This window comes from Pseudoalteromonas sp. NZS11_1 (assembly GCF_015864275.1).
In the GTDB taxonomy this organism is placed as follows: domain Bacteria; phylum Pseudomonadota; class Gammaproteobacteria; order Enterobacterales; family Alteromonadaceae; genus Pseudoalteromonas; species Pseudoalteromonas arctica.
Map to the genome: position 1 here is coordinate 273,174 of NZ_JADYXK010000001.1, position 13,999 is coordinate 287,172.

Below are 13,999 nucleotides of genomic sequence, written 5' to 3' on the forward strand. Positions count from 1 at the left end.
TCAAGTTGAAATACAACAACTTTTTATTAATCGACTATAGTATGAATTAGATTATAAACCAAAAATAATTTATTGATTGCTACTTAGGAGAGCGAATGTCGTCAGATCAAAACGATTTTTTATTTTTTGAACAAGATTTTGAAGACGATGCTGTTGTTGAGCAGACTAAGTTTTGGGATATTTTAATTGTTGATGACGAACCTGAGATTCATTCTGTAACAAAATTAGCTTTGTCTGGAGTTGAGTTTTTAGGGGCTGGCTTGCGATTTCACGATGCTTATTCGGGTGCAGAAGCAATAGAAGTGCTAGCTAAAAATAAAAATATTTCGGTTATTTTTTTAGACGTTGTTATGGAAACTGACGATGCCGGTTTGCAGGTTGTAAAAAGGGTGCGTGACGAATTAAATAATCAACATGTAAGAATTATTTTAAGAACAGGGCAAGCAGGTATTACACCAGAAGAAAAAGTAATACGAGAATACGACATAAATGACTATAAAACGAAAACAGAGCTGACTCGTTCTAAGTTAGTAACTTCGCTTATAACCGCTATTCGCTCATACGAGCAGGTATGTCAGCTTGAATATCAAAGTGATGCAATGAACACGATTGTTTCAGCATCAAAGTCTATTTTAGGACTTACTGATGTTAAGCAATTATGCAAAGAAATCATCAAGCACATGAGTATTATTTTAAAATGTTCACCTAGAGGGCTTGTTTGCAGTAAGTTAGATGGCGATGATTTTATTCAGGTCTTAGGTGGTTGCGGGCATTACGAAAGCTATTTTGGTAAAAAATTAATTAATGTTGATAGCAAAGTATTTGAACAAGTTGAGTCGTGTTTTGGTTTGTCAAAGCACCAACACATAGACTCAAGTTCAACATTTATATTAAAAAGTAAGCATCGAAAAGCGGCTTTATATATAGAGTGCGACCACATTCCCTTACAAGCACAGCTACAATTTGCTGAAATTTTCTTAACTAATGTAAGTGTAGCACTTGATAACATAAGGTTATTTGTAAAGTTAAGAGATGCTGCTTATAAAGATGTGCTTACTGGTATTTCAAATCGTACTAACTTTATTGAGCGTGTGGTGAGTTATCAAAAGCCACACGTGAACGATCATGTATTTGTATTACTTGATGTAGTTAATTTTGCAGATATTAATAACGGCTTAGGGCAAGAGGTCGGCAATAAAGTATTAATTGGCATTGTGCAAAGGTTAAGAGAAAATTACCCAACAGCTAAATTACTATCACGTATTGGCGCTGATGTTTTTGGTTTTATTATTCGCCAAGACGAATTTGACTTGAAAAAGTTGAATGAGCAATTAGGTATTTCATTTTACGCAGAAGAACATTTACTCCCTATCGATTTTAGAGTGGGCTTATGCCAACAACAAGACTTTCAAAGTAGCGGTATTGATACACTGAAAGTTGCTTATATTGCACTTGACCAAGCTAAAAAAGCAAAGCATAAAGAAGGCGTTTATTACAATATTGATATGCAAGATAAGATGGCTTGGCGGATAGGGATTATTAGGCAGTTACGTCATGACTTTGCTCGAAATAAATTAGAGGTATGGTACCAACCTCAACTTGCACTAGATGACTTATCGCTAATTGGATGTGAGGCATTATTACGCTGGCCGGCAAGTGATGGCGTGTATATATCGCCGGCTGTGTTTGTGCCACTTGCAGAGGATGCGGGCTTAATTGTTGATATAGGGCAGTGGGTATTAGAACAAGCTTGCCAACAGCAAAAGCGCCTAGAAAATATGGGCACAGAAATTTGTATTGCAGTTAATGTGTCTGTCCCACAGTTTAAAGTAAAAGGTTATGCGCAAACTGTTAAAAATACATTGTTAAAATATGGTGTTAAGCCAAAAAACATAGAATTAGAAATCACCGAGAGCGTAGTAATGGATGAGCTGGAAACGGTTATTAGTACGCTAAGCGAGCTAAAAGAACTCGGAATGGAAGTTGCTATTGATGACTTTGGTACTGGTTTTTCGTCGCTGAGTTACATTCAAAGTTTACCTTTGGATCGGTTGAAAATAGATCGTGCATTTATTAAAGATTTACCAAATGACGACACTGGCGCTATTGCTGCCTTAGTTATATCTCTTGGTGCTAAATTGGGCTTAAAAACAATTGCTGAAGGGGTCGAAACACAAGAGCAAGCCCAGTTCTTAAAAGATTTAGGATGCGATGAAGTACAAGGTTTTATGTATGCTAAACCCATGCCTGAAAATGAATTAATAGAATTTATAAATAAACGCTAAAAAGATTAACTTATTATTTAAGCTAATGAACGATTTAGAATTTAAGGCGCGATATGCTTTGACTACTTTGTATATATAAACAATTTAGTAGGGTATAATTCGCGCCTTTTGTTATTCTACGGCCACAATTATGAGCACACTCAAAGCTAAGCGCGCCTTATTTTCATACCCTAAATACTGGGCTGAATGTTATGGCACCGCGCCATTTTTACCAACTACACGTGAAGAAATGGATGCACTTGGCTGGGATAGCTGCGACATAATAATAATTAGTGGTGACGCGTACGTCGATCATCCTAGTTTTGGTATGGCGGTAATTGGCCGTGTACTTGAAGCGCAAGGCTTTAGAGTGGGTATTATTGCCCAGCCAGCATGGGACTCTAAAGATGCATTTATGGAACTAGGCAGACCGAATTTATTTTTTGGTGTAACAGCTGGCAACATGGATTCGATGATCAATCGCTATACAGCTGAAAAGCGTATGCGCCACGATGATGCTTACACGCCAGATAACGTAGGTGGTAAACGTCCAGATCGCGCCGTAATGATTTACTCGCAAAAATGCCGTGAAGCATACAAAGGTATCCCAATTGTTATTGGCGGTATTGAAGCGAGTCTTCGTCGTATAGCTCATTATGATTACTGGCAAGAAAAAGTACGTCGTAGTATTTTGTTTGATGCAAAAGCTGATATTTTAATTTACGGTAACGCAGAGCGTCCGTTAGTTGAAGTTGCACACCGTATTGCCGCAGGCGAAACAATGGATACTATTCAAGATATTCGCGGCACGGCTGTTATCAGAAAAGAACCTTTACCAGGTTGGCGTGGAAGTGACTCCACCGCTATAGATAAAATTGGTAAAATCGACCCTATTCCAAATCCATACGGCGCTGATGATGTTGGCTGTAGTAAATCTGAATTTAAACAAGCGGGTATAGACTTAAAGGCAGAAGCTGCAAAACCAATTATGGTTCAGCCTGCGCGACCTAAGCCATGGGAAAAAACTTACGTTAAGTTACCTGCTTATGAGCAAGTAAGTGTTAACAAACCTTTATACGCCCACGCTTCGCGTATTCTACATCAAGAAACAAATCCTGGTTGTGCAAGAGCACTGTTTCAGCGACATGGCGATCGTTCTATTTGGGTAAACCCGCCAGCATACCCATTAGAAACACATGAGATGGATGCTGTGTTTGGTTTACCGTACCAGCGTATTCCTCACCCAAGTTACGGCGACTCTAAAATTCCTGCTTACGACATGATAAAAACGTCAGTTAATATTATGCGCGGCTGTTTTGGAGGTTGTTCGTTTTGCTCAATTACGGAGCATGAAGGGCGTATTATTCAAAGCCGTTCGCAAGAATCAATTATTGAAGAAATTGAACAGATTAGAGATAAGGTACCCGGTTTTACTGGTGTTATCTCTGACTTAGGTGGCCCAACGGCAAATATGTATAAACTGCGTTGTACTAGCAAAAAGGCAGAAAGTACCTGTAGACGTTTATCATGTGTGTATCCTGAAATTTGTAAGCATATGGATACAGATCATACGCCAACAATAGACTTATATAAAAAAGCACGTGAAGTTAAGGGTATCAAAAAGGTATTGATTGCTTCTGGTGTTCGTTACGACTTAGCTGTACGCGACCCGCGTTACGTTAAAGAATTAGTAACGCATCATGTAGGTGGCTACTTAAAAATAGCGCCAGAGCATACAGAAGATGGTCCATTATCAAAAATGATGAAACCAGGTATGGGTGCGTACGATCAATTTAAAGAATTATTTGATAAGTACTCTAAAGAAGCCGGTAAAAAGCAGTATTTAATTCCTTACTTTATATCTGCTCACCCAGGGACAAAAGATGAAGACATGGTAAACATGGCTTTATGGCTTAAATCAAACGACTTTAAGCTTGATCAGGTACAAAATTTTTACCCGTCACCGATGGCTAATGCGACGACTATTTACCACACAGAAATGAACTCTTTACGTAATATAAAAAACAATACAGAAGTTGTTCCAGTACCTAAAGGTGCTCGCCAACGTAGATTACATAAAGCTATTTTACGCTACCATGATGCAGCAGGTTGGCCGATGATACGTGAAGCACTGCGTAAAATGGGTAAAGCTAATTTAATTGGTAAAGGGCCTAACTGTTTAGTGCCTGAAGAAGGGCGTGATGAAAAAGCAGGTAAAGGTGGCAGTAAAGGCGGACGTCCTGCACTAACGCGACATACCGGTTTTAGCCAATTTAAAAAGGCAAACACTAAACCAAAAGTAGGCGGTAATCGTCAAAGTACACGTTAGTGATTCAATCTATTAATAACTAGGGCGTGTTGATCTTTGGTGGGTGAATTTGCAGCAGTATGTTTGGTTTTTAGGCAAGGCGGAGCCTATGTAGTGTGGTTATTCCCCATGAATAGGCGATAACGCAGCATAAATACCAAACATGCGCTGCCCTTTGGGTTCTTTCTAGGGACGATTAACTCTTTGTTGCTCGGTTTTTACTTAGCCCACTAGGTTACAAACCTCGCGCCGCGATTTAATCGCCCCTAGATTGAACAAATTTCAATCCACAAAGATCAACACGCCCTAGTAGATTAGTTTAATTACGCTAAGGGTTTTTAAACCCTTTTCATGCGTAAATTAAGTAAACCTTGCTCTTTATTATCTATATTATTGTAGGTGATAAAGAGCGAGCTTTTAGAAACCCCTCTTGAGATAGCACGTATTTAGTGCCTATATACTTGCAGTTAGTTTTTTCTTAAAACGTTGATGATAACCACAAACGTAATTTTAGTGACCATAACGGCTGAATGCCTGTTAGCCCTTGCGTCATTTTATTATCTTTTAAGATTATATAAGATGGCGTGACTTGCCCTTGCCAATCGGCAAATATCTCACCGTGTTGATCGTTGACAGTGGTAAAACTGTAGCCATGATCATTTAGATACTCATGTAGTTTTTGATCCGAGCCTGATTTTATTGCGATACTCACGACAGGGTAGTTATTCTCGTTTGCGAGTTCGTTTATGGCAGGGGAGGTAATACTACAAATAGGGCACCAAGTTCCCCAAAAATAGACAAGTGTTGGTTTATCTTGGCTCATTGCTGACAAATCAATGTTTTGCCCTTTATAATCTATTAATTGTAATTGAGGATTTGCTGGCATAACAGGTTGTCGCCACCAATTGACAGCGTTATAAATTACGAAAAATATGAAACCATATATCAACACACTTTTTAATATTGATAGGCCTTTTTGTTTTGGCGTTTTTTTAGGTGTGTCTTTTTTATTTTTGGTACCCGTTGTCATAGTTGCAGCTTTACCCTAAGTGTTTTTTACTTTAGTTATTTGCAAAAGTTTCTAATTTAAACCAGCAACCAAGTAGCAGTACCTAAAAAGGCGAATATACCCACAATATCTGTCACCGTGGTTAGCACCACACTCCCTGCAAGTGCTGGGTCTATATTCATTCTTTTAAGAATAATAGGGATACTCGCACCAGCAACACCTGCCACCACTAAGTTCATAAACATAGCGAAGGCGAGTACGCCACCAAGCATAAAGTCCCACTGCCATAGGGCAATAACACCTGCTATTAACAACGACCACAAAACACCGTTTAACGCGCCAATAGCAAGCTCTTTCATCATCAAGAAACGTTGGTTTGTTTGATTTATATGACCTACCGCAATACCACGAATAACAAGCGTTAATGATTGGCTACCTGCAACACCGCCCATAGAAGGGACAATACCGTTAAGTACAGCTAAAATAGGTAAAACATCTAAAGTGCCTTCAAAAAAGCTAGCTACAAAAGCAGCTGCAAGTGCAGTTAGTAAGTTGACACCTAACCAAACTGAGCGTTTTTTAGAGCTTTTTAGTACTGGTGCAAAGGTATCTTCTTCATCATCAAGGCCGGCTAAGCCCAATAAACTATGCTCAGCATCTTCGCGGATTACGTCAACGATGTCATCGATAGTGACACGGCCAAGGAGCTGATCGTTATCATCGACTACGGGGGCCGATATCCAATTATGACGTTCAAATAATTGCGCGACTTCACTTTCATCCATTGAGATTGGAATGGATTCACAATCTTCATCCATTAAATCGCGAACAATCTTTTCTGGCGGGTTAGTTAATAATGTACTCAGCGATAAAGCGCCTATAAAGCAGTTATGCTTATCAACAACGTACAAGTCATCGGTACCTTCTGGTAACTCGCCACGTAGCCTAATATACCTAAGTACAACATCAAGCGTAACGTCAGGGCGAATGGTCACCGTATCGGTGTTCATTAGCGCGCCAGCAGAACGCTCTTGATACGAAAGTGCTTGTGTTGCACGTTCACGGTCTTGAATGTCCATCGCGCTAACAACGTCTTTATAAACGGTGTCTGGCAGACTACGTAATACTTCACCTAAGTCATCGTGGCCCATATCTTCGGTTGCGGCTGCAATGTGCTTAGGTTCCATTTGGGCAATAATGCCTAAACGAACATCTTCTGATAGTTCTTCAAGAACATCACCTTGCACATCAGGATCAACCAACTGCCAAAGGAGTCGGCGAATTTTATGCGGTGATGATTCTAATAATAATGCGGTATCACAAGGAGCTGTTTTTGCGAGCATGCGCCTAACTTGAACAAATTGACCACTATTGAGTGACTTAGTCACCTGTTTTAGTTGCTGTAGTGGGTAATCTTGTTCAAAAGCTTCAGGCATTGGCGTCCTTTATAAATTTTTATATTACTTTATGGGGAGAGGTGAGTTAACTGGCGTCACTAACCGTATTTATTTTATATATCTGTTTTAGTTGGGGCATTAGTAATGCGAGCATTATTTTTATAACTGTTTATTCTTGTTCATTAAAACGTTGTGCTATTAATTCTCCAACAGCATGTAAAGCTTGCTCAGAATCGGGGCCTTTACATACAACTTTTACTTCTTTGCCTTGGCTACTTTCAAGTAACATTAATGCAAGTACGCTATCGCCTGCAGCTTCTTTGTCATCTTGAAATAATGTAATTGTCGCATCAAACTGCACTGCCAATTGGGCAAGCACGGTGGCTGCTCTAGCGTGCAATCCTAATTTGTTTTTTATTAAAAAAGTGTCTTCACAATGCATAACTTACTCTACCTAAGCTGAACAGGTGATTATTCAGCTATATTATTTTTCTTGTTCGCGATGGCGAATTTTCACATTGGGATGTGTCATTGCAAAACTTTCACCGATAGTTTGCGCTAAATATACAGAGCGATGTTGTCCGCCTGTACACCCAATGGCAATGGTTAAATAACTGCGGTTATTTCGCTCTAAGTGCGGTAACCATGTTTGTACAAATGTTTGAATTTGCCATGTGAATTTTTGCACTATGCTGTGATTGGCCAAATAATCTTTAACAGGTTGATCTAACCCATTTAAAGGTTTTAATTCAGGTTCCCAATGTGGATTGGGTAAAAAGCGTGCATCAAATACGTAATCTGCTTCTTTTGGTATACCGTATTTAAAACCAAACGATTCAAACGTGACAATCAGTTGCTTATCTTTTTTACCTAAAATCTTTTCACGAATAGATTCAGCAAGTTGATGAACGCTTAAATCAGTTGTATCTATCATAAAGTCGGCGCGGGTGATTAATACATCAAGTAATTCTTTTTCTTTTTTGATGGCTAAATCAAGAGGCAACGAGTCAATTGATAGTGGGTGTAATCTACGAGTTTCAGAAAAACGTTTGATCAATGTTTGATCGTCGCTATCTAAATAAAATAACGTAGGTTTTGCAAAGCCAGGCAAGTATTCAAGAATATCGTTAAATTCATCTTGTTGTTTAGGGATGTTCCGCACATCAATGCTAACAGCAATTTTATCATAGCTATCAGACACACTGCGAACTAATGAAGGAAGCAAGTTAACTGGAATATTATCTACGCAATAATAACCTAAATCTTCTACAACGCGTAAAGCAACCGACTTTCCAGAACCAGAACGGCCGCTTATGATAATTAACTCCATTTAACACCCTTTATAAAACTATGATTGATTGACAATAACTTGGTAAAGCTCAGTATCTGATTTTGCACTGCGTAACTGTTTACAAAAATCTTTATTGTTTAGTTTATCAGCAATGGTTGCTAGAGTCTTTAAGTGCTGCTGGTTATCGCCATCTGGTACGATGAGTGCGACGAAAATATCAACAGGGCGATTATCGATTGCATCAAAATTTATTGGAGTTTCGCTAACGAGTACTAAAGCCAAAGGCTCTTCTGCACCGCTCATTCTTCCATGAGGAATGGCAATGCCACGCCCTATACCTGTACTACCCAATTTTTCTCTGCTCATTAAAGCATTAAGAATATCTTGTTGCGGTAAATACGGAAGTTTGTCGTGAGCAAGTTCGCTAATGAACTCTAAAATTCTTTTTTTGCTATTAAAAAGGACCGCAGCTTTGCTGCAGTCCTGGCATATAAGTGAGCTTAATTTCATCATATTAGTGTCGAGCAAGCTTCTCTTTGTGTTTAATTACTTGTCGATCGAGCTTGTCGATCAACGAGTCAATGGCGGCATACATATCTTGATGTTCTGTAGAGGCAAATAACTCAGCACCGCTTACGTGTATGGTGGCTTCTGCTTTTTGATTTAATCTTTCTACATCGAGAATGACATGAACATTATTAATATGATCAGAGTGTCTTTCTAGCTTCGCAAATTTGGTATTAATATAGTCTCTTAGTGAATCGGTTAATTCTACGTGACGACCAGTTAAGTTTAGTTGCATAAGCATTACCCTCTTTTTTTGCGTCTTAAATCAAACTTTTACGTTGATTTGACGGTGGAATAGCCAGAGATTCGCGGTATTTTGCGATTGTACGTCTCGCTACTTTAATTCCTTGCTCAGCCAATATATCCGCTATTTTGCTATCACTCAATGGTTTTGCTGAGTTTTCTGCTGCGATTAATTTTCGGATAAGCGCACGGATTGCTGTAGATGAACATTCACCACCGTTTTCGGTGCTTACATGGCTTGAGAAAAAGTATTTAAGCTCAAATATACCACGGGGTGTATGCATATACTTTTGGGTTGTTACGCGCGAAATTGTTGATTCGTGCATTTCTACCATTTCAGCAACATCATTTAAAACCATTGGTTTCATGGCTTCAGGACCGTGTTCAAAAAAGCCTTGTTGTTGTTTAACAATACAATTTGTTACTTTTAATAGCGTGTCGTTTCTACTTTCTAAGCTTTTAATAAACCATTTAGCTTCTTGTAAATGCGAGCGAATAAACTGGCTGTCACCACTGGATTTTACAGTGCGAGACATTGCAGCGTATTGGCTATTAACACGAATTTTAGGCATGCTATCTGGGTTTAATTCAACAACCCAGCGGCCTTTAATTTTTTTAACTGACACGTCTGGAATAACATACTCAGATTCTTCTCTTACAATAGTATCTGCAGGTTTAGGGCTAAGAGTATGTATTAATGTCATTACTTCTTTAAGCTCTTCTTCTTTGAGCTTGGTTTTCTTCATTAATGTACGATAGTCACGAGCAGCTAATAAATCAATATGCTCGGTTAAAATCATTTTTGTTTCATTAATGTAAGGTGTTTCTTTATCAAACTGGTTAAGCTGAATACATAAACACTCTTGTAAACTACGTGCAGCAATACCAACAGGATCAAACAGTTGGATGCGTTTTAATACAGCTTCAATTTCATCAAGTTCGACTTCGTTATCATCTTCGTTTTCTTGATTAAAGCTTTCTAAAATCTCTTCGCAGCTTAGTGTTAAAATACCTGAATCATCGACGGCTTCTACAATAGCAATAGCAATAGCTTCGTCTGTAGGGCTAAATGGCGTTAGTTGTAACTGCCACATTAAATACTCATGGAGCGTTTCAGTAGAGGCGCCTTGGTATATTGATTCGTCTTCAGGCATCGGACCCGATGATGCTGCTGGGGCGGCACTCATGTACTCATCCCAACTAACATCCATAGCCATGTCGTCACTTAGCGTGTCTTTTGCAAGTGCTTCACCACTATCTTGTTCGTATTCGCTTGGAACATCATCGGCAGATGCGCTAACAGTTATGTCATCTGTATCTGCTTTTTGCTCGTTTTTACCTGCAGCGTCTTCTGAATAGTCTGCTTCTTCAACCTCTAATAGCGGGTTGCTGTCGAGAGCTTCTTGTATTTCTTGCTGGAGATCCAATGTACTGAGTTGCAACAAACGAATAGCTTGTTGCAGCTGTGGAGTCATTGTAAGTTGCTGGCCCATGCGCAGCTGTAGTGATTGCCTCATGTATCTCTAACAATCCTTTTATGTTGTTATAATTAATACTAGCAGATGCTTAAAGACATGGCGTAAATGTTACAGCCTAAATTGCTCGCCTAAGTAAACATCGCGTACTGTTTTATCATTTAATACGTGTTCTGGAGTACCTGATGCAATCAGCTCCCCATGAGAAACAATGTAGGCTTTTTCACAAACATCAAGGGTTTCTCTTACGTTATGATCGGTAATTAATACACCAATCCCACGATTTTTAAGATGTTCTATTATTTTCTTTATGTCTAATACCGAAATCGGGTCAACACCTGCAAATGGTTCATCCAGTAATATAAATTTAGGATCTGCTGCCAGCGCACGTGCTATTTCAACACGACGACGTTCGCCACCTGACAATGCCATACCTTGGCTATCACGAATGTGTTGTATGCTAAATTCATCTAATAATTTATCGAGAGTGTCTTCTCTAGCTTGTTTATTTAACTCTTTGCGCGTTTCTAAAATGGCCATTAAGTTTTGATAAACAGTCAGCTTTCTGAATATTGAAGACTCTTGCGGTAAGTAGCCAATGCCTAATCTAGCACGACTATGCATAGGTAAAAGAGTAATATCGTTATCGTCTATCGATATTTTACCTTTGTCGCTAGGTACAAGTCCTACTATCATATAAAACGTGGTGGTTTTACCTGCGCCGTTAGGGCCAAGTAAGCCAACAATACTGCCAGCTTTGACTTCAAGGCCGACGTTTTTTACAACTTCACGGCCTTTATAGCTCTTTGCTAATAGCTCTGCTTTTAATGTACTCATGGTTGACCTTTGTCGCTTTTTTTACTTTTTTTAGTCTCGATTGGCACTAAAATTGTGTGAACGCGGTCAGTTGAGTTTTCATCTTTTTCGGCACTGATTAGCTGCTGCTCTATATCGTAGGTAATGCTTTTAGCATTTATTTTTTGTCCCGCTTGCGATACTTGTGCATTACCAACAAGCGTTAAAAAACGCTTAGATACATCATAACGTACTTCGTCAGCACTGGCGCTCATAGTCGTGCCATCTGATTGCTTTTCTTCAAAGTGCGCAGGGCTACCTGTAGCAATTAATAATTGTTTATTATCGCCAAGTTCATCGCGTTTATGTACTTCTAAGCGGTCGGCTGTGATACGGCGATTACCGTGAATAATCTCAACGTTTTTCTCAAAAATCCCGACATTAGCTTTTAATTGACCTTCTTGCTTATCGGCGCTTATTGAAATTTGATTTGCAGTCGGTTGCGTGTTTTGTTCTGCAGCACTACTATTAAACGCTAGTATAAGTGTAGGAATAATAAGTGATTTTAATATTTTATTGGTCATAATATATGGTTCGCGTATGGTTAATTAGTTTTATCACTTCGGTTTTTAAGTCGGCTTCTAGGCCTTTACCAGTGATTTTTAAATTGGGTCCAGTGATGATAACGGGTTGCTCCGAACGCATTGTTAATAGCTTTATATCTACCTGAATATTATCAGCATTGATTTTGTCTATCATGGCGTTATCGGTTAAATTTTTGGCAACCACATTGCCTTCTAAAATTAATTGTTTGTCTTCGTATAATGTTGCTTCGTCTGCATTTATTTGCCACGTTTGCTTTTCGTTATATAAAGTAAAAATAGGTTTTTCAAAAAACGTAAAACCTAATTGTTGATATAGCTCCATTTTAGCCGCAGTGACTTTGTGGCTAATTTTACCTTGTTCGTCATAGGCTGTTTGTTTGAGTTCTATGGCTATGTAATCAGGCTTGGCAATAACTTCAGGCTCAGTCTGAGGTACAATATTTGTTTGTGTAAAATAAGGGTACCAAAGCCAAACCATACAGCTAATGAATAAAACGCTTAATATTATGCGCGCTGCATTCATGAACTAGTGCCTTGTGTAGTCAATGCTTTACCATTTTCAAGCATAAGTAAGTCGGTGAGCTCTCTTACTGCACCAAAGCCGCCAGGCATTTGCGTTACATAGTGTGATAAACGTTTAATAAGTGGATGGGCATCATTTACTGCAACAGCAAAGCCGACTAATTCCATAACGGGCATGTCAGGACCATCATCACCGATATAAGCAATTTGTTCATCGCTAAGGTTGAGTTTGTCTTTTAATTCTTGATAGGCAATGAGCTTATTTTCTTGGCCTTGATAAATATGCTGTACGGTTAAGCTGCTCATACGTTGTTGCACTATTTGTGAATGACGACCAGTAATTACAGCCACTTCAAAGCCACTGTTTATAAGCGCTTTAATGCCAAAACCATCTTTTGTATTAAATGCTTTTAGCTCTTCACCTTGATTACCAAGATAAATACGGCCATCAGAAAATACACCATCAATATCGCATATAAGTAGCTTTACTTTTTTAGCGCGTGCTTTTGCATCATCGCTCAGCGGTTGATAGAGTTCTTCAAATTGCATTTATAACACTCCTGCTTTTAATAGGTCTTGCATGTTTAATGCGCCAATAGGTTGGTTTTTATCATTGACGACGATTAAGCCATTTATACGTTTGTGTTCCATAATATTAAGCGCTTCAGCAGCCAAAATATCTTGTGTAGCCGTAGTGCATGACTTAGTCATAACAACATCTATTTGTGTTGTATGAATATCAATTCTTTGCTCTAAAATACGACGCAAATCGCCATCGGTAAATAATCCCACGAGCTGCTGATTTTCATCAACAATGGCTGTCATACCTAAACCTTTAGCAGACATTTCAATGAGGGCGTCTTTAACTGTTTGTGAAACGCTAATAATAGGTGTATTTGCGCCGCTGTGCATAACATCTTTTAAAGTAAGTAATAAACGCTTGCCTAAACTACCACCTGGGTGAGATAGCGCGAAGTCATCAGCTGTAAACCCGCGAGCTTCTAATAATGCAACTGCCATGGCATCGCCCATCGCAAGCGTTGCAGTGGTACTTGATGTAGGAGCTAGACCCAATGAACAGGCTTCTTTTTCTACTTTAATACACACATGTACATTAGCAAGGGTCGCCATGGTTGATTGCGTATTGCCAGTCATCGATATCATTTTGGCACCAAGTCGTTTTAAAACCGGAATGATATTTAAAACTTCGCTGGTCTCCCCTGAATTAGAAATAAGCATAACCACGTCATTTTTAGTGATCATACCTAAATCACCATGACTTGCTTCACCAGGGTGAACAAAAAATGCTGGACTGCCAGTACTTGCAAGGGTTGCCGCTATTTTATTGCCAATATGACCTGATTTACCCATACCAATGACAATAATACGGCCTTCGCAGTCGTACATTAATTGGCACGCGTTATGAAAATTTTCATCTACATATTGTGCAATATCACTAAGTGCTTGGCGCTCAACATCTAAAACGCGCAGGCCTTGTTCAATAAAATTTAGCGTTGCCATCA

The 13,999-nt window shown here is 39.0% G+C and carries 14 protein-coding genes; 2 read left to right on the forward strand and 12 right to left on the reverse strand.

The window, feature by feature from the left end; translation table 11 throughout:
• Nucleotides 1-95: 95 nt before the first annotated feature.
• Both I6F44_RS01135 and I6F44_RS01140 read left to right on the forward strand, forming a co-directional pair.
• Complete coding sequence (locus tag I6F44_RS01135; RefSeq protein WP_197173154.1) at nucleotides 96-2,285, forward strand: bifunctional diguanylate cyclase/phosphodiesterase; 2,190 nt, start codon at nucleotides 96-98, stop codon at nucleotides 2,283-2,285.
• Nucleotides 2,286-2,415: 130 nt separating this feature from the next.
• A complete protein-coding gene (locus tag I6F44_RS01140; RefSeq protein ID WP_007580292.1) occupies nucleotides 2,416-4,593 on the forward strand; it encodes a YgiQ family radical SAM protein in 2,178 nt (725 codons plus the stop codon).
• A gap of 457 nt (nucleotides 4,594-5,050) precedes the next feature.
• Here the strand turns inward: I6F44_RS01140 and I6F44_RS01145 are convergent, their stop codons facing one another.
• The 12 genes from I6F44_RS01145 to I6F44_RS01200 all read right to left on the reverse strand — a co-directional run bounded on the left by I6F44_RS01145 (nucleotide 5,051) and on the right by I6F44_RS01200 (nucleotide 13,997).
• Entirely contained in the window at nucleotides 5,051-5,602 is a 552-nt protein-coding gene (locus I6F44_RS01145) for a protein disulfide oxidoreductase (protein WP_165721143.1), read from the reverse strand.
• Between the two features lie 56 nt (nucleotides 5,603-5,658).
• Complete coding sequence (gene mgtE / locus I6F44_RS01150) at nucleotides 5,659-7,017, reverse strand: magnesium transporter (protein ID WP_010554268.1); 1,359 nt, start codon at nucleotides 7,015-7,017, stop codon at nucleotides 5,659-5,661.
• Nucleotides 7,018-7,147: 130 nt separating this feature from the next.
• The gene (locus tag I6F44_RS01155) at nucleotides 7,148-7,420 is read right to left on the reverse strand and encodes an HPr family phosphocarrier protein (RefSeq protein WP_002957937.1); all 273 of its coding nucleotides are present in this window, start codon (nucleotides 7,418-7,420) and stop codon (nucleotides 7,148-7,150) included.
• A gap of 42 nt (nucleotides 7,421-7,462) precedes the next feature.
• Nucleotides 7,463-8,308, reverse strand: a complete 846-nt coding sequence (rapZ, locus tag I6F44_RS01160; RefSeq protein ID WP_010554269.1) for an RNase adapter RapZ — start codon at nucleotides 8,306-8,308, stop codon at nucleotides 7,463-7,465.
• A gap of 18 nt (nucleotides 8,309-8,326) precedes the next feature.
• Entirely contained in the window at nucleotides 8,327-8,779 is a 453-nt protein-coding gene (gene ptsN, locus I6F44_RS01165) for a PTS IIA-like nitrogen regulatory protein PtsN (protein ID WP_024590190.1), read from the reverse strand.
• Between the two features lie 4 nt (nucleotides 8,780-8,783).
• Nucleotides 8,784-9,071: a ribosome hibernation promoting factor gene (gene hpf, locus I6F44_RS01170; protein WP_197173251.1), complete on the reverse strand. Its 288-nt coding sequence runs from the start codon at nucleotides 9,069-9,071 to the stop codon at nucleotides 8,784-8,786.
• 25 nt (nucleotides 9,072-9,096) lie between these two features.
• Nucleotides 9,097-10,596 (reverse strand): RNA polymerase factor sigma-54, encoded by a 1,500-nt coding sequence (locus I6F44_RS01175; protein WP_197173155.1) that lies wholly within the window; start codon nucleotides 10,594-10,596, stop codon nucleotides 9,097-9,099.
• A 69-nt stretch (nucleotides 10,597-10,665) separates the two neighbouring features.
• Entirely contained in the window at nucleotides 10,666-11,391 is a 726-nt protein-coding gene (lptB, locus tag I6F44_RS01180; protein WP_007580304.1) for an LPS export ABC transporter ATP-binding protein, read from the reverse strand.
• Nucleotides 11,388-11,933, reverse strand: coding sequence for a lipopolysaccharide transport periplasmic protein LptA (gene lptA, locus I6F44_RS01185; protein ID WP_007580307.1), 546 nt, complete (start codon nucleotides 11,931-11,933; stop codon nucleotides 11,388-11,390). Before lptA ends, lptB begins: the two co-directional genes overlap by 4 nt.
• Nucleotides 11,923-12,477: an LPS export ABC transporter periplasmic protein LptC gene (lptC, locus tag I6F44_RS01190; protein WP_007580308.1), complete on the reverse strand. Its 555-nt coding sequence runs from the start codon at nucleotides 12,475-12,477 to the stop codon at nucleotides 11,923-11,925. Before lptC ends, lptA begins: the two co-directional genes overlap by 11 nt.
• Nucleotides 12,474-13,025, reverse strand: coding sequence for a 3-deoxy-manno-octulosonate-8-phosphatase KdsC (gene kdsC, locus I6F44_RS01195; protein ID WP_007580311.1), 552 nt, complete (start codon nucleotides 13,023-13,025; stop codon nucleotides 12,474-12,476). The genes lptC and kdsC overlap by 4 nt, the downstream gene beginning before the upstream one ends.
• Nucleotides 13,026-13,997 carry a KpsF/GutQ family sugar-phosphate isomerase gene (locus I6F44_RS01200; RefSeq protein WP_197101340.1) on the reverse strand — a complete coding sequence of 324 codons (972 nt, stop codon included), beginning with the start codon at nucleotides 13,995-13,997 and terminating at the stop codon, nucleotides 13,026-13,028. It abuts the gene before it with no gap.
• Nucleotides 13,998-13,999: the final 2 nt, after the last annotated feature.

Coding starts and splice junctions, on each gene's coding strand:
- I6F44_RS01135 (WP_197173154.1), top strand. CDS start 96: ATGTCGTCAGATCAAAACGATTTTTTATTTTTTGAACAAGATTTTGAA.
- I6F44_RS01140 (WP_007580292.1), top strand. CDS start 2,416: ATGAGCACACTCAAAGCTAAGCGCGCCTTATTTTCATACCCTAAATAC.
- I6F44_RS01145 (WP_165721143.1), bottom strand. CDS start 5,602: ATGACAACGGGTACCAAAAATAAAAAAGACACACCTAAAAAAACGCCA.
- mgtE (WP_010554268.1), bottom strand. CDS start 7,017: ATGCCTGAAGCTTTTGAACAAGATTACCCACTACAGCAACTAAAACAG.
- I6F44_RS01155 (WP_002957937.1), bottom strand. CDS start 7,420: ATGCATTGTGAAGACACTTTTTTAATAAAAAACAAATTAGGATTGCAC.
- rapZ (WP_010554269.1), bottom strand. CDS start 8,308: ATGGAGTTAATTATCATAAGCGGCCGTTCTGGTTCTGGAAAGTCGGTT.
- ptsN (WP_024590190.1), bottom strand. CDS start 8,779: ATGAAATTAAGCTCACTTATATGCCAGGACTGCAGCAAAGCTGCGGTC.
- hpf (WP_197173251.1), bottom strand. CDS start 9,071: ATGCAACTAAACTTAACTGGTCGTCACGTAGAATTAACCGATTCACTA.
- I6F44_RS01175 (WP_197173155.1), bottom strand. CDS start 10,596: ATGAGGCAATCACTACAGCTGCGCATGGGCCAGCAACTTACAATGACT.
- lptB (WP_007580304.1), bottom strand. CDS start 11,391: ATGAGTACATTAAAAGCAGAGCTATTAGCAAAGAGCTATAAAGGCCGT.
- lptA (WP_007580307.1), bottom strand. CDS start 11,933: ATGACCAATAAAATATTAAAATCACTTATTATTCCTACACTTATACTA.
- lptC (WP_007580308.1), bottom strand. CDS start 12,477: ATGAATGCAGCGCGCATAATATTAAGCGTTTTATTCATTAGCTGTATG.
- kdsC (WP_007580311.1), bottom strand. CDS start 13,025: ATGCAATTTGAAGAACTCTATCAACCGCTGAGCGATGATGCAAAAGCA.
- I6F44_RS01200 (WP_197101340.1), bottom strand. CDS start 13,997: ATGGCAACGCTAAATTTTATTGAACAAGGCCTGCGCGTTTTAGATGTT.